Consider the following 17,816-nt stretch of genomic DNA (forward strand, 5'->3'; position numbering starts at 1 on the left):
ATTCAGTCCGCTTGGTTCCTAATGAAAATATTCTTACAGAGCCGCTTGCTGCGAAGCTTGAGCGGCTGATGCAGCTTGACTTGCCTGCGCTCCCCGCTTCACTCGTTCAATCTGGGCCAAATGCCGCTCTACATGTGCAGTGAATCCGCGGACAATATCGGTGATACGCACCGTTTCTCCCTTGAAGTTAATCCCGCTTTTCTCCCATTCTGCATCACTCAATCTTCCCAGCAGGAGACTGTTGTAATGCAGCAGGCTGCGGAACAGCTCCAGGCTGTCTGCCGCCCGGCCCTGATTACTGTGCTGTCCGCTGACCCAGGCATCCTGATGGAACGCCGGGAGCTGTACCTTCGTATCCGCCAGAATATCGCGGATGCGGAAGGAGACTACAATGCTGTGATCCGCTAAATGGGCCAGCACCTCGGTCACGCTCCAGCTTGACGGCTCCGCCTTCCACCTCAGCTGCTCTTCAGACAATCCTTCTAGCGCTTGGACCAATTGACCATGAGTATTCAAGTAGCTGGCTAGCTCCACACTCACACTACTCATTGCGATTCCCTCCAATATAGGTTTGAATTATCGTTGTTACCCGCTGATGGAATATGCTTAATTGCACTTTGTACATCTAAAACGTCTGATTTACAACCCATTATCTGTTTAATTGTAGTTCGTACAATTAAAAGTCTATTTGCTTCTGATTTTCAACCATTCGGGCAGATTTAGTTGTACAGACTACACTTATACGATACATGTACGCCTTTTCACTGTTTTTAACAGTACATTCTACAACTATCCCTGAATGGAGGTGTGTTACGCCTAGCCAAACGCCCATGAAACGCATAAGAACAACAACTCCGGCCTGGAAAGGGCTCATCCGAAGGGGAATCGTTCAACTTCCTCGGTCCTCCAGGTATCATCGCTCGCCCTCTACGATTTCAAATCAGATGCGCTGCTATTGAAGCGTGACAACGAGAATGGAGCTATATTCTGCCTGGTATGTCCCTGAACAGCCATGTCCGCGAGAATCTCTCCGACCGCGCTGGAGAATTTGAAGCCATGTCCCGAGAAGCCTCCGGCCAGCAGCACATTGCTGTAGACCGGGTGGCGGTCAATAATGAAATCCTCATCCGGCGTATGCTCATATTTACAGACGGAGCCCTTAAGCAGACGCCCGGCTGCGCCAGGCATATACGCTTCGAGAACCCGGCGGAGGTCGCCTTCATCACTCTCCAGGCTGCCGAACGGATGCAGCGCTTCGCCGGGCTTCCATTCTTCGCCTGTATCATGGCGGCCGATCTTCAGTCCCGCCCCGCCGATACTGGGAAAACCGTAGAACCCGCCTTCCTCAGCACCCAGCGTGAAGCCGGGGAACCTCCCGGCCTCGAAGTCCGGCGTACTCCCGAACCAGCCTACTACCTTGCGAACGGCCTTAATCGGCAGGTTGATGAAGGGCGACAATGAACTGAACCAGGCCCCGGCATTGAGAACAGCAGCCGCTCCATGGTAGTCGCCGTTCTTCGTATGAACCGTGACACTCCCTTCGCGGGCCGTCACCTTCAGCACAGGAGTATTCGTCAGCAGCTCTGCACCGTGAGCCAGCGCAAGCTGACGGTACGCGGTAATGCACCGCTCACTGTATAGGTAACCGGCATCCGGCTCATACATCGCCTCGAAGGATTCGGGGAGGTTCAGGGCCGGCCAGCGGCGGCAGATTTCCTCGGCATCCAACTGCTCAGCCCAGACCTTCCGCTTCCGCGCCTCTTCCAGACGTCCAGCGAAGGAATACACCTTGCTGTCCGCCAGATTGAGCACGCCTGACGGAACCAGCAGCTTGAGGCCGCTCTCTGCCTCCGCCTCTTCCCACAACACCTGGGCACGGAGCGCCAGGTCAATATAGGCCGGATCGCCGCTGTAGGCGTGCCGGATCAGCCGGGTCTCCCCGTGATGGCTTCCTTCCGTATGCGGCGGATCGAAGGCATCGATCAGCAGTATCTTCACACCGCGCCGGGCCAGATGGTAGCCTGCGCTCATGCCCATGGAGCCTGCACCAACAATAATGACATCATAATCAGAACGCTCCGCTATGATCTGCACCCCTCTCCGCCGCCAGATGCTCAAGTACACGTACCGCCAGATCGCTGAAGAATTCTGCACCTACAGGCAGCGCTGCTTCGTCCAGATCGAAGGCAGGATGGTGCCATTCACGGCTTCCGGCCGTGCCGGTGAAGACAAACAATCCGGGAACCGCCTGCTGATAGAAGGCGAAGTCCTCCCCGGCCGGTGACGGCACCGGCTGCACAGAGGTATAGCCCAGCTTCGCCGCCGTCTCTTCTCCAAGCCGGGCTAGCAGCGCATCGTTAATGACCGGCGGCGGCCCGCCGATCCATCGCACGCTGGCTTCAGCGCCGAGCGCGGCGGCCACACCTGTCACCACCTCCTCGAAGCGCTTCAGCACCCTGCTGCGCACCGCTTCATCGAAGGAACGGATCGTCCCTTCCAGCACCGCCGTGTCCGGGATGATGTTCCACGAATTGCCGCTGTGGATCTGTGTGACGCTGATTACTGCGCTATCCAGACTGCCCACATTCCGGCTGATGATGGATTGCAGCGCCGTTACAATATGCGAGGCGGCGACAATAGGATCAATCCCGGCCTCCGGCACGGCTGCATGGGTACCAAAGCCCCAGATACTGACTGCGAAGCCGTCTGCGGCCGCCATCAGCGGACCGGCCTTGATGCCAAGGGTCCCTACCGGCAGATCCGGCTTATTGTGCATACCGATCACTGCGCGCACCTGCTCCAGCCCGCCGGCAGCGATGATCTGCTGTGCCCCCTTCGCTTTCTCCTCGGCAGGCTGGAACAGGAAGCGAACCGTTCCGCTCAAGGCGCTCTCCTGCTCCTTGAGCTGATACACAGCTCCAAGCAGCGCCGCCGTATGGAAGTCATGTCCGCAGGCATGCATTCTGCCCGGATATAGCGAGGCATACGGCAGCCCGGTCTCTTCCTGGATCGGCAAGGCATCTATGTCAGCCCGCAGCGCAATCACCGGCCCCCCCTGCTGACCGCCGATTTCGGCAATAACCCCGGTCTTCAGCCCGGAATCTGTAATCTTCACCCCCGCCTGCTTCAGCAGCGATGTGATGTATGCGGTAGTCTCAACCTCTTCCCCTGACAGCTCCGGGTGCCGGTGCAGATGACGCCTGATTTCAACCAGCCGCTCCTTGAACGCCAGTGAATGCACTTCACGGGCAGCGGATTCTGCCGCTGTACTGGTCATAATGAAGCCCCTGCAATAGCCCCGGAGAGCGCCTCACTCAGCAGCTCGAAGGAACGCTGCCGCTTCTCGAAGGGCTGAACGTTAGTAGTGACGATGAACTCCTCTACGCCGGAAGCTTCAGCTAACGCCAGCAGCTGCTCACGTACGGTCTCCTTCGTCCCCTTGGTAATCTCAGGCTCCCGCTCCTCCAGCGTGTACGCTTCCTCACTCTGGCGGGTGAACTCCTCGGCCTGCTCCCGGCTGGCCAGAGTCAGGATCTTGCCGCTGGCGAAGCGGATGCGGATCAGCTTATGCGCTCCAGCCAATTCCTTGGCCTCCTCTTCCGTATCAGCCACGATAACAGCCAGCGCAATAATCACCTGCGGCTCCTGCCCGCCGCTTCGATTGAAGCCGTTGCGGTAAGCCCGCACCGCCTCTAAGGCAACGGCCTGATCGCCGCCGATGAACAGGGAGAACACGTACGGCAAGCCTAGGCTGGCTGCGATCTCGGCGCTGGCAACGCTAGCGCCGAGCACATACAGCTCCGGCGGGGTTCCGGGGAGCGGGCCTGCCTTCAATCCGTGCAGCGGATGCTCCGCCTCCAGCCGGTTATGCACATATTTGTCCAGCTCCGTGATTTTGTCCGTTAATGAAGCGGCTTCCACGCCTCCCTGCTGCAAGGCCTGTGTGCTGCGCGGCAGACCTCCGGGAGCGCGTCCTACCCCTAAGTCCACCCGTCCCGGGGCCAGCGAAGCCAGCACGTTGAAGTTCTCAGCCACCTTATAGGGGCTGTAATGCTGAAGCATAATTCCGCCGGAGCCGATGCGGATACGCTCCGTCCTGGCCAGCAGGTGCGAGATAAGTACCTCGGGAGAAGACCCGGCTACCTGCTCGGAATCATGATGCTCGGATACCCAGAAGCGGCGGAAGCCGAGGCGTTCCGATAGCTGCGCCAGCCTGATCGTATGTGCAAAAGCCTCTTCCGGTGTCTCCCCCGGATAGATCGGGCTTTGGTCGAGTACGCTGATTGTAATTGCCATAGATATGCCTCCTAGATGGAATAGTTCAGCTCCGGCGTAATCCGCTTCAGGAACTGCTTCGTTCGTTCTTCACGCGGGTGGTTGAATACTTCCGTGGGCGTGCCCTCCTCGACAATCACTCCGCCGTCCATAAATACCACATGATTCGCCACATCGCGGGCAAACCCCATTTCATGCGTCACCACAATCATCGTGATGCCTTCCTTGGCGATTTTGCGGATTACCTCAAGCACTTCGCCCACCAGCTCCGGGTCCAGTGCCGAGGTAGGCTCATCGAAGAGGATCACCTCCGGCTCCAGTGCGAGCGCCCGGGCAATGCCGACCCGCTGCTGCTGCCCGCCGGAGAGCTGGCTCGGATAGGCATCCAGCTTGCTGCCAAGCCCGACCTTTTCCAGCAGCGCGATGCTCTTCTCTCTCGCCGCCTCCTTTGGCAGCTTCTTGACGATTAGGAGGCCTTCCATCACATTCTCCAGCGCGGTTTTGTGCCGGAACAGATTGTACTGCTGGAAGACCATCGCCGTCTTTTGCCGGAGCTGGTGGATATCCTTCTTGCGGGCGTGCCGGAAGTCCAGCTTGAAGTCCCCGATCGAGATTTCGCCGCCGCTGGGCTTCTCCAGCACATTCACGCAGCGCAGCAGGGTTGTTTTGCCGGAGCCGCTGGGACCGAGAATGACCACCACCTCGCCCCTCGACACCTCCAGATCAATATGGTTCAGCACCTGATGGCGCCCGAACGACTTCGATAGCTGTGACAGCTTAATCATGCGACTCCCCCCCGGTTATACAGATTGATCCGTCTTTCAATGACGGCAGTTGCCCGCTCAATGAGGAACGTCAGTCCCCAGAAGATCAGCGCCGCCGCAAGGTAGGCCTCGAAGAACTTCCAGTTGGTTGAAGCGACAATCTGCGCCTGGGCATTGATATCCACCACCGATACGGTAAAAGCAAGCGTAGACCCGTGCAGCATTCCGATCACGGAATTCGACAGATTCGGCAGGCTCGCCGCCAGCGCCTGAGGGAACACAATCCGCCGCAACGCCTGCGGAGTGCTCATCCCGATGGAATGGGCCGCTTCGAGCTGACCGCGATCCACCGCCAGCAGACCGGAGCGCACGACCTCGGACATATAGGCCCCCGCCGTAATGGAGAAAGAAATATAGGCGAAGCCGATCATCGGTATCGATACCGAGCGGAAGCTCCAGCCGAACTGTGCAGCAAGCCCGTCGATGATCATCGGCAGCCCGAAATAGATCAGCAGCAGATGTGTCAGCATCGGGGTGCCGCGGATGAATGTGACATATCCTGCGGCCAGCGGATACAGCCCGGGGACTCTATAAATCCGGATCAGGGCCACAACCGTACCAATAACGAAGCCTGCCAGCACCGACACAACCGTGATATACAGCGTCGTAGGAATGGCTCCCAGAATCTGCAGGAAGGCCGTCCAGATAAAAGATGGATCCAGCTTCATTACGCACCGCCTCCCTTGCCCGCTCCCATATCCGCAACGATTGTGCGGTAGGACGCTTTTCGCTGAAGAGTGAACCGCTTCTTGGCCGGACTGTCCTGGGCTTCATGCCTGAGCAGACGCTTCTCCGCAACCAGCAGCAGCTTTTCAATCGTAAAACTGATCACAAGATAGATAAGGGCAAGCGCAATATAAGTCTCAATGAAATGCTGGGTCGCGCTGCCCAGGGTCTGGGCCTTGCCCGTCATCTCCATCACTCCCAGCGTGAACGCCAGTGAAGTATCCTTCAGCAGCGCTATGAGCAGGTTCGAAAAGACAGGAATCGCAATTCCCAGCGCCTGCGGCAGCACAATACGGGTAAAAGCCTGGTACGAGGTCATCCCCGTAGCGTAAGCCGCTTCCACCTGGCCCTTATCGACTGCTGTCACTGAAGCACGGATCATCTCCGACATGAAGGCCCCGGTATGCAGGCCGTAGGTCAGAATCACGAACACCAGCACCGGCGTCCGAGTCATATCCAGATTCACCAGCTTCAGCACCTCAGGCAGACCGTAATAGAACAGGAATAACTGAATGAGAATCGGCGTCCCCCGAAAAAAAGAAATGTACACCTCAGCGCAGGTCTTCAGGACCGGCACCTTATACAGGCGGGGAAGCGCAATGATAAATCCGACAATCATTCCTGCCAGCAGCGAGCAGGCTACGATCAGCAGCGTGGTACTCAGCGTAGTCAGCAGCTTGGGCAGGAACGAGAAGACAAAACCTAGATCAAACGGTGCACCCATCCTGCACCTCCTTTCCGCTGTACGGGCCTGCGCATTATTGAACCGATGAGGTGGTAACGTCTGCCCCCAGCCACTGTGTGCTTATTTTGCCAAGTGTGCCGTCTGTCTTAAGCTCCTTGACCACACCGTCAATGGCATCCGACAGCTTCTGCGAAGGGGCATCATCCTTGCGCAGCACATACAGAATATCAGCGGAGGACAGCTCGGGACCTACCGCCTGCAGCTTGCTCTGCGGGTCGATGATCGGCAATACGAAATCCGCAGCAAGGGTAGCATCCACCCGGCCCGAATCAATCTGGTTGACCGTATCGTTGGCGGCACCGTTCTGATAGACAATTTTGATCGAATCCGCACCGTGCTCCTTGTTATAGTTCTCAAGAATTTGCGCTTGCGCGCTGGTGGCGCCGGTCAGCACCTTTTTCCCCTTCAGATCGTCCAATGTCTGGATCGAGGTATTGCCTTTGGCTACAACGATGCGGTTTCTCCAGTGGGCATAAGCTTCCTTGTTAAAAGCGTATTTCTGCTCCCGCTCCGGGTTCTTCTCCATGACATGGGCTACCAGGTCAATCTTCTTCGTCTCCAGGCTCAGCAGCAGATTGCTGAAATCCATCGTCTGGAATTCGAACTCATACTCCGGCAGGCGCTTGTCAATCTCCTTCAGCAGCTCTACATCGAAGCCGGTCAGCTTGCCGTTCTCATCGATGAAGCAAACATTGGGAAAAGCGGTGCCTGTGCCGACCACGATCTTGGTCACCTTAGCCGGATCGGCGGCAGCAGCCGTGGACTCCGAACTATTAGGAGATGCTGCCTCCGCTACCTTGCCGCTATTAGCGCTGTTATTATTGCCGCAGCCAGCGATCAGCAGTGTTAGTACAAGTGTGGATGCGAACGAAATGGTCTTGTTCATCTCTCAAACCCCTTTTCAATTTAGATAATCCCTATCTGTTTAGTGGTAATTATATGCAATTAACTTTATCACTGCACGCTGCCATGCGCTAATAGAGTTTCTTAATATGGTTATTCAAGAAGTCAATTCAGCTTACTCAACGTCCCCGTCCCCAGCTCCAGCAGGGTGTCCAGGAACTCCGCGTTCTCCCCGTTCAGTGAGATCAGGCTGGTCCGCAGGGAGATGCCTTCGGTCTCCGTGATATCCACCCTTACCAGCGTTCCCGCCTCTACCTCATCCTGCACACTCAAGGCTGGAAGGAAGCAGATTCCCGCTTGCTTCAGCACCAGCTTCTTGGCGGTCTCCAGGTTATCCACCTGATAGACAATGCCCGGCGGACGCTCCATGCTCTCGAATACCCGGTGCAGACGCATCCAGTCCAGCGAGCCGCATTCGAAGAATACGAGGGTCTGCTCAGAGATCTCCCGGATCGAAGCGCGGCCCTTGCGGGCCAGCGGATGACCGGCATACACATACAGCGAGATCGGGTCTTCACAGAAAGGAAACGACTGGATGGCCGGATTCACTACCTTGCGGATAAAAGCGAGATCGATCTCCTTCGCCTTCAGCTTCTCAATCAATACTTCCGTAGGAGCAGTCGTCAGCTTCATACGGATGTGGGGATACCGCCGCTTCAAATGCAGCAGCAGACGGGGCATCAGATAATTGGAGACCGATACTGTGCTTCCGATCCTCAGTTCGCCGGGGATTTGGCCTTTGGATTGAAGCTGATGCCTCCCGTTCTGATAGACCTGCAGAATTTGCTGCGCATAGGGGAGGAACTGGCGGCCTTTATCCGTCAGGTTAATTTGCTTGCCCAGCCGGTCGAATACCTTGCAGTCCAGCTCCCGTTCCAGCGACTGGATACGGGCAGTCACTGTCGGCTGCGAGATATAAAGCACATCTGCCGCTTTGTTGAAGCTGCCGTAGTGGTTGATGTAGACAAAAGCTTCAATATTCTCGATGTTCAAGCGTAGTCCCCCTCCGCGTTTTATAATTTTTACTATTCCAATCGTTTAACAATGAATTAGATCCGCATTTTCCTATAGAATTTGTTTATATCTTAGTCACCGGCCCTTTTTTTGTCAACAGACTTATTGTGTAGCATACGGCCTTAACCATTACATTGATCACAATTACAGATAGAACTTTTCTATCCATTAATCAAAATCATTAAATCCCTCTTATACTCATCGGATTTATAGATTATAATAACAAAACACCATTACCGGACAGGAGGCACCAGATGAATCACTCAGCAGAAATTGTAATCCGTGAAGCCGCAGCTTCCGATCGTGAAGCCATTGCCAGGGTCTTGCTTGAAGCTTACAGCGAATATGCAGCCGTGCTGCCCGGGCCGTTCTGGGCGGAGTACCGGGATTCCATTCTCGGCTCGGTTCATGGCGATGCACCCGTCTCCCGGATTGTAGCGGAGCTGGACGGACAAATTGTAGGGAGCGTGCTGCTGTTCACCTCCTCAGAGGCTGCTTACGGCAGGCCGGAGCTGGGTATCCATACACCGATCATCCGTCTGCTGGCTGTATCTCCGGCGGTCCGGGGACGCGGGGTGGCCAGACTTCTGATCCGTGAAGCCGCAGAAAGGGCCATTACGCTTGGGGCAGCTAGCTTAAATCTTCATACTTCGGATATGATGGCCTCTGCGGTTAGATTGTACGAGGCATTGGGCTTCAAGCGGGCTTATGAAACGGATTTGAAGAACGGGGATACTCTGGTCAAAGGCTACCGCCTGGAGCTGCCGGTCTCCGCCGGTTCACACGCGGAACCAACTTCTACAGCCAGGATAACGGGCTAAGCTGTGCTTTTGTTACGGCACATTAGGGGCTTATCACGGCTTATCACGGTGATTCAGCGGAGCACTGTAGGGCTGTGTTTGGTCCGTGGGCAACTTGAGCCGGGAAATTGCAAAAATCCTGCCCAAAAGACAACAATCCCCTCTCCATCCGCACCAAAATTCGAAATTGTTGTCTAAAAGTCAGCATTTCTCCTCCTCCGGGCGGCATAACGGGGCAATTCCTGCATTTGTTGCAACAATCCCCTTGGACGCCTAAGTATCCGGGAATCAAAGCTGCAAAACATGCAACATTCCTCGCGTTGCAGTGCTATCCGGCCCCAGTAAGGGGGCAAACATAGCACGATATGGATGCCCTCACAGACCGGAACAGCACGGCCCAATGTGAATGCTGCTACTGTACGGTGGCACTACAGCTTATTGTGATTGCCGCTTCAGAGCGGAGCACCACGACTCAATATGAATGCTGCTACTGAGCGGGGCACCACGGCTCCATGTGATTGCTGCTACTGAGCGGTTGTTCCACGCTTCCCTGCGAATGCTGCTACAGAATACTCTTCGCCTTCGCGGCCTTCAGCCACTGCGGGAATTCATTCAGCAGCTGGTCATACAGCTCCTCATCGGATACGTCTTCAATCCGGTCCAGATGGATGAAGCTGGCGTTATCCACCAGTCTGCCGCTCATCGTGTCGAGCTGCTTCAGCACCTCGAAGTCGGAGTCGCCGATGCCGACAAACTGCCAGAAGATCGGAAGCGAGGAGGCAGCCATAATGACTTTGCGGGTCAGTTTGACCACACCGCCGTCATTGATGAAGATAATGAACACTGGCGTCGTGTCCGGCTCCTCCTTGGTGTATTTTCCGATGACATCCTGCATTACCGGCGGTTCGTTATTGCGCCCGAACTTATGAATTGAATCGTTGTTCATAATATGAGTGAAGACATAGCTGCCAAGCTCCTGCTCGGTAACCGGCGGAAGTCTGCTGAATTCCGTATCATAGACCCACACATCCAGGGAGCCGTTATCATCGAACTTGCTGGCAACCGCAAGGATACGTTCTACCACCTCCTGCACTACCCCTCTGGCATAGAGGCTGCGCATGGATCCGGTGATGTCGAGCACGATACCCACTCTTGCGGTTACACCGGTGAGCTGTTTTTTGACCAGGGTGAGCTCCACGATCTTTTTGCGCAGATTAATCGAAGACAACACATTCACCGGAGGCTCCTCCTCGGGCTGACGAATTACCTCCGGGGTCTTATTCACCACCTCAGGTGTCTGCTCCACTAGCTCAGATGTTTGCTCCACCACTTCAGGTGTTCGCTCCAATACCTCAGCCGCCGCTGCAGCTTCGTTCCCGGACTCCTGTTCCACCTCAAGCCCGTAGCTTCGGCACAAGGCTGCAAGTCCTCCATTATACCCGCTGCCAATGGCGCTGAACTTCCACTCTCCCTGATGGCGGTACAGCTCCCCGGCTACGACAGCTGTCTCCTCTGACAGATCCGCCCCATACTCAAAGCGGTACAGCTCTTCCCCAGTCCTGCGGTCTGTCAGCGTTAGCTGCAAGCCGGACAGATCCTTCATCCGCTGGTTGCGCTGCTCGCCCTCATAGATCGTCAAGGTTACCGCAATGCGGGCATAATGCTGAGGTATTCTCGATAACGAAATGGACAGGTCCGCCCCGTTCTCCCCCTCCGCAGAATGCGCTACTCCCCCCTCCCTCGACACCGGATTCCCGTAAAATATAAAATCCTCATCCCGTTCACACCGGTTCTGATCTGACAATAGAAAGGCTGCCGCATCGACGCCTACTCCGCTATGCTGCGTGTTCCAGCGGAGCTGGATGGATATCTCGTGAGCCTCTCTTCCTTTGGTGAGTTCGACCTTTTGACCTTTTGACAGCTGCAAGTCTTTCATCTCCTCTTCATAGCAGTCTATTCCAGAAGTTCATAGATAAGGTATACCCCATTGAGGCAGCCTTGCACAACCTGAACAGATTGTATTTCCAGCTTTGCTCCTTTAATATGAAAGGTAATAGATGATAGATAGGGGCTTTACCTGATGAATTTCACTGCGATAGATTTTGAGACTGCCAATTCCGGCCGCTCCAGCGCCTGTGCCCTGGGGCTTGTTCAGGTCCGCGATGGTATCGTTACAGCAGAACATAACTGGCTGATAGACCCGCAGCAACCGTTCGACGGGATGAATATTGCCATTCATGGCATTACACCTTCGATGGTCAGAGGCCAGCCTACCTTCGAGGAGCTGTGGCCTACGGTAGAGCCGCTGCTGCAAGGGGAGATTGTGATCGCGCATAATGCCGCCTTCGATATGAGTGTGCTGCGCTACTGCCTGGACGACTACTCTCTCTGCTATCCCGGCTTTCAATATTTATGTACCTACCTGCTCGGCAAAAAAATGCTCCAGGACCTCCCCTCCCATAAGCTGAATGTCATCTCGGCGCATTTCGGCATCCGGCTGAAGCACCATGATGCTCTGGAGGATGCCAGAGCTTCTGCACTGATTCTCCTGAAATTGATGGAGCAGTGGCAGCAGTTCGATCCGCTGCTGTTAGCCGGCAGCCAGGGCTACAAGGCCGGGACGATGTATGACGGCGGGTATACGCCGTTCAAGGCAGCGCCCAAGAAGGCCGCGAAGAAGCCGGCCGCCGGGAAGAAGGCAGCGGCCAGTCCTGCGGTCGATGTTAGCCCAGGATTGCCGGTGGGCGGAACGGTGGCCGGGCAGTCGCCAGGTGAAGCGCCAGCGGCATCGCCCGGTAAGCTTCCGGCGGAAGCATCGCCAGCTACTGAAGCTGCGGCTACCCCCATATTGGTGCGGGGGCAGCGAGTCGATATCGGCGACAAGCTCAGCGCTTCCAGACTTCTTGCCGCTGTGGAGTGGGACGCTCCGGCTTCGCACCCGGAAGTGAGCCAGCCGGAGACCGCTGCCTTCCTGCTCCGGGAGAGCGGACGCTGTGAGCAAGAGCGGGAGCTTATCTTCTCTGGGAATATGGAAGACCCTAGCGGCTCCGTCTTCTGCTCTAAGCCCGCTGCGCACATGGGACATCTGTATCTTCAGCTGACCAGCCTGCCTGCAGCCATCACGCGGATTGCGCTGGCCTTCACGGTTGCGGAGTTCAGCGGTGACCGGAATCCGGTCCCGATCTGGAACGCTTCCGTATCATTGATTGATTCCCGGACGGGAGTCAGACTGGCCGTGTTCCCCTTCGGCCAGGACATTACGCCGGGTATGGCCGTCGTTATCGGCGAGTTCTACCGTTATAAGGACAAATGGAGATTCGCTGCAATTGGCGAGGGGTTCGCGGGCGGACTCCGCGCCCTGTGCAGCCACTATGGCCTGGAAGCTGACAGCGTCACGAAGGCACAGGCGGAGTCCGCCGCAGCGGCGGAGGCTGAAGATCCTAAGTAAAGCAATCCCCCCAAACCGCAACTACGGGATGGGGGGATTGCTCTATTTTCAGAGAGACAAGGGTCTCAATCGTTATATCTTCAGCCGGTAGACGGCCTTATTCTCCAGTCCTCTAATGAACGGCGTCCATTCCTCCGTCTCCGGAGTGGTATCCAGGGCGTCCTCCACCATTTGCAGCTTCGCATCCATCGCATCGATATGATGCAGGGCAACTGCTTCAGCCGTCTGGGGCTGGACCGGGCTTCCCCACTCGCCCAGATTATGATGGGATAAGACGAGATGCTGAAGCGCCATGACCTTCTCGGATTCCAGATCAATCCCGGTGCGGATGGCCGCTTCTGTAATCCAGCTTGAAGCCATCGAGATATGTCCAATCAGTTTTCCGTGCACACTGTAGTCCGACACAATGCCGTACTGCGAGATCATCTCTTCCGGCTTGGCGATATCATGGAGGATAATGCCCGCTCTCATCAGATCAGGATTCAGGAACGGACGCTGCTTGCACAGGAAATCCCCAATCTCCAGCATACGGACCATGTGATAAGCAAGCCCGGCGAAATAGGCATGATGATGGGTCTTGGCCGCCGGATAATGCATCAGCTTCTCCTCAACCTTCCCTACACAGAAGTTCACAATCGCTGCAATCTCCGGATCGGCAATACTCGCCATCTCGTTCTTAATCGTATGGACCAGGTCCACAGGACGCACCGGGGCTGAGCGGATGAAGTCGGTCAGCGATACGCCGTCGGATTCATTGACCAGTCTTAGCTTGGTGATTTTGACCTGAAGCTTCTCGCGATACGTATGAGCCATCCCCCGGACCTTCACCAGCGCCATCGGGAAAAAAGTCTCCTTATCCGTCACGCTGACGTCCCAGTATTTCGCCGAAATCTGGCCGCTGGCATCGCCTAGTACAATATCGAAGTAATCCTTGGGAGGAGTCCCGTTCGTCTGTTTCAGCACCAGTTCTCTAAGCAGATAGAAGCCGGTGAATTCATCCTGCGGGGCTAGCTGTTTGATTAATGTCATTGTGAAGCCTCCTATGACTTACAGGCCTGGGCCTGCTGGGTATATTAGTGTGTATATTAGAGGTTTGACACTCCCTTCCCAAATCCCTTTAAATTACTATACGATTGGCATTTCTATTTATGTCCACACCTGCAAAAAGGGCTGTCCCGGCCATTTGCATGACCCAGGACAACCCTTAGTGAATGGATTCTGTTATTTGCCGGCAGATTCGAGCGCTGCTTTGATCGCTTCTACCGCTTTGGCGGAGATGGCTTTCTGGGCATCATTCGCTCCGAAGGCTGCTGCACGGTACCCATACTTATGCAGTCCCTTGCCGTTCGAGGTATTCTCGATCTCGTATTTCACAAGCAGCTCATCATCCGTCAGATTATATCTTACTTTACCTTTATCATCCAGGTAGTACACAGCCATAGTTACAGGAACATTATACTTAGTAGTAACCATAACATTTACAGTCTTATCCACACTTGCACCGATGAAAATGCCATCGAAATACGCAGCCTTATCCGTTTCCGTAACTTCCGCTTTACCATAAGCTCTGTCAACGGCTGCCTTCAGCGCATTGCTGCTGCTGGTAGCGCCGGATACCGCATCCACATCCTGAGCGCCTTCTCTTGTGCCTGCGGCCAGGAAGCTGGCGGTCAGCACCGGAATAGCTTTTTGCACCTCAGCATAAGCGGCTTTGCCCAGATCCACCATGTTCATGCCTACACGGGAAAGGGCCACATTTACGATCTTGCCGTTGCGCAGTGTAACATCTGCTTTGTTCGTGCCTTTGTCATAAGCATCACCATAAGCGGTGAAGGTGCCGTCTTTATAAGTGCCTTGTACCTTGGACGCATTGGTCAAAGCATCCGTCAGTGCTGCCTTCGCTGCAGCCGACAGAGCTTCCTGTCCGGCGATATCTGGAGCCTGCACGCCGCTTGCGAGCAGCCCTGCGGTCAGCTTGTCGACCAGTGACTTCTGTTCTTCGGTCCGCTTGTCATCTGCAATCAGCTTACCGTCTGCGCCGAACAGGCTCAGCTTGATGCCCGTTACCTGATCCGTATCGATATCAACCAGCAGCATAACCTTGGACTGATTATCCACACCGGCAAATTTACCATCGAAGGTTTGACCTTCACCCGGAGTCTTCAAGGCTTTCTCAAAAGCGCGCTCTACGGCCTGGTTCCAGCCATGGCTGCTCTCCGTAGCGCCGGAGATTCCATCTACCTTCTCATTATAGTTAGCGATATAAGATCCGTTAGCCAGCAGTTTGGCGGTCATCGGAGCATTCGCCTTCACAACTTCCGCATAAGCGGTTGCCCCTCTGTCGATCAGGTTGCTGCCCAGTCTGAACAACTTCACATCCACCAGCTTACCGTTACGGATCACAACATCCGCTCTCTCCACGCCCACACTTCTTGCTGTACCGTAGGAAGAGTAGAATCCGTCAACATAAGCAGCCTTGTTGTTGATGCTGGCATTCTGTTCGGCATCCCAGAAGGCGTTCACTGCGGCTTTGGTCTCTGCCTCGAAGCCGGCTACCGGCTGCGCACTAGCACCTTTGGCAAGCAGTGCAGGAGTGATTGCTGCAATCGCTGCGGTCTGTTCAGCCGTATATGTCTTCTCATCCACGAAATCTCCGGTAGCGCTCAGCGGATACAATTTCACCGCAGTCAGCTTGTTTGCTTCATAGGTAGCAAACACTGCATATTTGGCCTCAGGGTCTACGCCCATATGGACTCCGTTAAAATAAGTGGCATCAGCCGCTTGGTGCGCAAGGGATCGCTCAAAAGCTCTGTCTACAGACAGCTTCCAGCCGTTACTGGTACGGGTTGCACCGGATACAGCGTCAACCGCAGCCGCGCCGTCTCTGGTTTTACCCATCAGTCTGTCTTTCATCAGGCCATAGGCTGCCCACACGCCGCTGTAATTCTCACGGGCATTGCGGTCGATGATCTTCGGGCTGGTTCTGAGCAGCTCGATATCGGCGATCTTGCCGTCTTTGATCGTTACCTTTGCACCCTCTGTGCCTTTGGAATACGCATCTCCATAGGCAACATATACTCCGTCCTGATATACATCCTCGTGTACAGTAACTGGAGCTGCTGTTGCTGCCGGCTTAGCAGTTGCCGCTGGCTTCGCAGAAGCCTTGGCGGATGCTTCCGGTGCAGTGGTTGCTGCAGGCTTAGCGGTTACTTTAGCCGTTGCTGCCGGTGCAACTGTCGCCTTAGGAGTGGCTGCCGGTTTGGCTGTTGCCTTCGGGGTTGCCACCGGTTTGGCTGTTGCCTTCGGGGTTGCCGCCGGTTTGGCTGTTGCCTTCGGAGTTGCCGCCGGTTTGGCTGTTGCCTTCGGGGTTGCCGCCGGTTTGGCTGTTGCCTTCGGAGCTGGTTTAGCAGTCGCTGCCGGCGCTTCTTCCGAGGCTGCTGAAACCGCATCCACCTTCAGGTTCAAGGCAGGTAGGTTAATCGTATAGGCTAATGGCGCGAGCAGCAAGGCTGCGCTTACAGTCAAAGAAATTAATTTTTTCAAATGCGTATTCTCCTTTATTATTCCCCAGTAGTATGTAGCGTTTTCAAACCGTCTTGTTCCGTATCATTTCCTTCTGATTACGAAGAGCAGCCAACTCTCCCTGAACGTCATCCACTCCTTCCTTCATTCCTGCTCGGCCCAGCCCGTGTAAGAAAAGATTCATCTATATATACAATCTTTCAAAAGGTGAAACAATTCACATAATAGAGTGAATTAATTCACATAAGTGGACTTCAAGCTGCTGGTGAATATTTCTGGCTTGATGGTAACAAAATTGAAACTCTTTTCTCTGTGTAGAAAATCACATACCCTATAAGAAACATCACTTTTTTGCAATAGCACAAAATATATACTCCTCTCACCTCTCATAATCTCCCATATCCTCCTTCATATGATAACGGTGAGATATATTATATTGTGTGATTGGACTTGAATATGATATTTTAAAACGATGTCATGTTCATGGAAGGGAGTAACAGCTGCTGATGAATCAATCGTGTATAGGCGTTATTCTTGCTCAGATCGGAACCCCTGACGCCCCGAGCGCCAAGGCGGTCCGTCCTTATCTGAAGCGGTTTCTGTCTGACCGCAGAATCATTGATTATCATCCGCTGCTCTGGCAGCCGCTGCTGCGCGGCATTATTCTGCGTACCCGTCCGCGCCGGTCCGCGAAGCTCTATCAGGAGATCTGGATGGAAGAGGGATCACCGCTGCTCGTCCATTCCAGAGCTCAGCAGGCAGCGCTCCAGGCACTGCTGGGCAGCAGTTATCAAGTCGAGCTGGGGCTTGCTTACAGCACACCCGGCATGGCCGAAGCCTTCCGCAAGCTGGAAGCTTCGGGAGTGACCCGTATCATAGTTCTTCCGTTATTTCCCCAGTATTCCTCAACAACAACAGCTTCCGTCTATGAAGCTGCCAGCTTCGCCGCTCTGGGACGGCATAGCCGCTACGGGCAGGTATCCAAGCGCTTCGTACCGGCGCTGCGGTTCGTAGAAGCCTACCATGATGCCCCAGGCTACATAGCAGCAATGCAATCCTTATTGCAGCGGCAGATCCGCGCGATGAGTGAAGAGCCGGATTATTATGTCCTGTCCTTCCATGGCATTCCCCGCCGTTATGCCGAGACCGGAGATCCCTACCCGCAGCAGTGCCAGGAGACAGGCCGTCTGCTCGCAGAAGCGATGGGCTGGCCCCCGGAACGGTGGCAGCTCTCCTTCCAGTCCCGTTTCGGGCCGGAGACCTGGGTAGGGCCGGCGACTGCGGACACGCTGAAGGAGCTTCACGGACGCGGAATCCGGCGGCCGCTGATTTTCTCACCCGGACTTGTTACAGACTGCCTCGAAACACTGCATGAACTGGCCGTAGAAGGCCGGGAGCTTTTCGCCATGGGCGGCGGGAACGCTGAGCTGCTGGAGGTGGCCCCTTGCCTGAACGATACGGAAGAATGGATCAGCTTCCTTGCGGAACGGGTAGACTGCTCGGCCCAGGGCTGGCTGGCTGTCTTCCACTGAATGAAGATAACAAGAACGCCCGGTCTC

Annotated in this window: 15 protein-coding genes and 1 pseudogene; 3 read left to right on the plus strand and 13 right to left on the minus strand. The window is 55.2% G+C overall.

What is annotated here, in order from left to right; translation table 11 throughout:
• Window positions 1-33 precede the first annotated feature (33 nt).
• From MHH78_RS29255 to MHH78_RS29295, 9 genes are all read right to left on the minus strand, one after another.
• Window positions 34-549, minus strand: coding sequence for a DinB family protein (locus tag MHH78_RS29255; protein WP_341169738.1), 516 nt, complete (start codon window positions 547-549; stop codon window positions 34-36).
• Window positions 550-927: 378 nt separating this feature from the next.
• Window positions 928-2,085 carry an N-methyl-L-tryptophan oxidase gene (gene solA, locus MHH78_RS29260; protein WP_341170404.1) on the minus strand — a complete coding sequence of 386 codons (1,158 nt, stop codon included), beginning with the start codon at window positions 2,083-2,085 and terminating at the stop codon, window positions 928-930.
• The gene (locus MHH78_RS29265) at window positions 2,069-3,277 is read right to left on the minus strand and encodes an amidohydrolase (protein ID WP_341169739.1); all 1,209 of its coding nucleotides are present in this window, start codon (window positions 3,275-3,277) and stop codon (window positions 2,069-2,071) included. Before MHH78_RS29265 ends, solA begins: the two co-directional genes overlap by 17 nt.
• On the minus strand, window positions 3,274-4,296 hold the full coding sequence (locus MHH78_RS29270; RefSeq protein ID WP_341169740.1) for an LLM class flavin-dependent oxidoreductase: 1,023 nt from the start codon (window positions 4,294-4,296) through the stop codon (window positions 3,274-3,276). Before MHH78_RS29270 ends, MHH78_RS29265 begins: the two co-directional genes overlap by 4 nt.
• A gap of 11 nt (window positions 4,297-4,307) precedes the next feature.
• Entirely contained in the window at window positions 4,308-5,060 is a 753-nt protein-coding gene (locus MHH78_RS29275; protein WP_341169741.1) for an amino acid ABC transporter ATP-binding protein, read from the minus strand.
• A complete protein-coding gene (locus tag MHH78_RS29280; RefSeq protein WP_076076843.1) occupies window positions 5,057-5,767 on the minus strand; it encodes an amino acid ABC transporter permease in 711 nt (236 codons plus the stop codon). The genes MHH78_RS29275 and MHH78_RS29280 overlap by 4 nt, the downstream gene beginning before the upstream one ends.
• Entirely contained in the window at window positions 5,767-6,549 is a 783-nt protein-coding gene (locus tag MHH78_RS29285) for an amino acid ABC transporter permease (RefSeq protein WP_036727734.1), read from the minus strand. The genes MHH78_RS29280 and MHH78_RS29285 overlap by 1 nt, the downstream gene beginning before the upstream one ends.
• Before the next feature lie 34 nt (window positions 6,550-6,583).
• Window positions 6,584-7,456 (minus strand): transporter substrate-binding domain-containing protein, encoded by an 873-nt coding sequence (locus tag MHH78_RS29290; protein ID WP_341169742.1) that lies wholly within the window; start codon window positions 7,454-7,456, stop codon window positions 6,584-6,586.
• A 122-nt stretch (window positions 7,457-7,578) separates the two neighbouring features.
• A complete protein-coding gene (locus MHH78_RS29295) occupies window positions 7,579-8,466 on the minus strand; it encodes a LysR family transcriptional regulator (RefSeq protein WP_341141473.1) in 888 nt (295 codons plus the stop codon).
• A gap of 275 nt (window positions 8,467-8,741) precedes the next feature.
• On the opposite strand from MHH78_RS29295, the gene MHH78_RS29300 reads away from it, so the two are divergent.
• Window positions 8,742-9,308, plus strand: a complete 567-nt coding sequence (locus MHH78_RS29300) for a GNAT family N-acetyltransferase (protein WP_341169743.1) — start codon at window positions 8,742-8,744, stop codon at window positions 9,306-9,308.
• Window positions 9,309-9,849: 541 nt separating this feature from the next.
• Here MHH78_RS29300 and MHH78_RS29305 read toward each other — a convergent pair.
• Both MHH78_RS29305 and MHH78_RS29310 read right to left on the minus strand, forming a co-directional pair.
• Window positions 9,850-10,515, minus strand: a complete 666-nt coding sequence (locus tag MHH78_RS29305) for a vWA domain-containing protein (protein ID WP_341170405.1) — start codon at window positions 10,513-10,515, stop codon at window positions 9,850-9,852.
• A 234-nt stretch (window positions 10,516-10,749) separates the two neighbouring features.
• Window positions 10,750-11,223, minus strand: a pseudogene (locus MHH78_RS29310) (TerD family protein); the annotation flags it as partial.
• Between the two features lie 144 nt (window positions 11,224-11,367).
• Here MHH78_RS29310 and MHH78_RS29315 point away from each other — a divergent pair.
• Window positions 11,368-12,735 (plus strand): TerD family protein, encoded by a 1,368-nt coding sequence (locus tag MHH78_RS29315; RefSeq protein ID WP_341169744.1) that lies wholly within the window; start codon window positions 11,368-11,370, stop codon window positions 12,733-12,735.
• Window positions 12,736-12,807: 72 nt separating this feature from the next.
• On the opposite strand, the gene MHH78_RS29320 is transcribed toward MHH78_RS29315, so the two are convergent.
• Entirely contained in the window at window positions 12,808-13,764 is a 957-nt protein-coding gene (locus tag MHH78_RS29320) for a 3'-5' exoribonuclease YhaM family protein (RefSeq protein ID WP_076076858.1), read from the minus strand.
• 192 nt (window positions 13,765-13,956) lie between these two features.
• On the minus strand, window positions 13,957-16,278 hold the full coding sequence (locus MHH78_RS29325) for an FMN-binding protein (protein WP_341169745.1): 2,322 nt from the start codon (window positions 16,276-16,278) through the stop codon (window positions 13,957-13,959).
• Window positions 16,279-16,763: 485 nt separating this feature from the next.
• Between MHH78_RS29325 and hemH the strand changes: the two genes are divergently transcribed.
• Window positions 16,764-17,789, plus strand: coding sequence for a ferrochelatase (hemH, locus tag MHH78_RS29330; RefSeq protein WP_341169746.1), 1,026 nt, complete (start codon window positions 16,764-16,766; stop codon window positions 17,787-17,789).
• The last annotated feature ends 27 nt before the right edge of the window (window positions 17,790-17,816 follow it).

This window comes from Paenibacillus sp. FSL H3-0333 (genome assembly GCF_038002805.1).
Taxonomy (GTDB): Bacteria; Bacillota; Bacilli; order Paenibacillales; family Paenibacillaceae; genus Paenibacillus_AQ; species Paenibacillus_AQ silagei.

Bases quoted from the DNA above. Each gene is read 5' to 3' on its own strand.
- MHH78_RS29285 (WP_036727734.1), bottom strand. From the start codon at position 6,549: ATGGGTGCACCGTTTGATCTAGGTTTTGTCTTCTCGTTCCTGCCCAAG.
- MHH78_RS29275 (WP_341169741.1), bottom strand. From the start codon at position 5,060: ATGATTAAGCTGTCACAGCTATCGAAGTCGTTCGGGCGCCATCAGGTG.
- MHH78_RS29270 (WP_341169740.1), bottom strand. From the start codon at position 4,296: ATGGCAATTACAATCAGCGTACTCGACCAAAGCCCGATCTATCCGGGG.
- MHH78_RS29300 (WP_341169743.1), top strand. From the start codon at position 8,742: ATGAATCACTCAGCAGAAATTGTAATCCGTGAAGCCGCAGCTTCCGAT.
- MHH78_RS29255 (WP_341169738.1), bottom strand. From the start codon at position 549: ATGAGTAGTGTGAGTGTGGAGCTAGCCAGCTACTTGAATACTCATGGT.
- MHH78_RS29315 (WP_341169744.1), top strand. From the start codon at position 11,368: ATGAATTTCACTGCGATAGATTTTGAGACTGCCAATTCCGGCCGCTCC.
- MHH78_RS29265 (WP_341169739.1), bottom strand. From the start codon at position 3,277: ATGACCAGTACAGCGGCAGAATCCGCTGCCCGTGAAGTGCATTCACTG.
- MHH78_RS29320 (WP_076076858.1), bottom strand. From the start codon at position 13,764: ATGACATTAATCAAACAGCTAGCCCCGCAGGATGAATTCACCGGCTTC.
- MHH78_RS29280 (WP_076076843.1), bottom strand. From the start codon at position 5,767: ATGAAGCTGGATCCATCTTTTATCTGGACGGCCTTCCTGCAGATTCTG.
- MHH78_RS29290 (WP_341169742.1), bottom strand. From the start codon at position 7,456: ATGAACAAGACCATTTCGTTCGCATCCACACTTGTACTAACACTGCTG.
- hemH (WP_341169746.1), top strand. From the start codon at position 16,764: ATGAATCAATCGTGTATAGGCGTTATTCTTGCTCAGATCGGAACCCCT.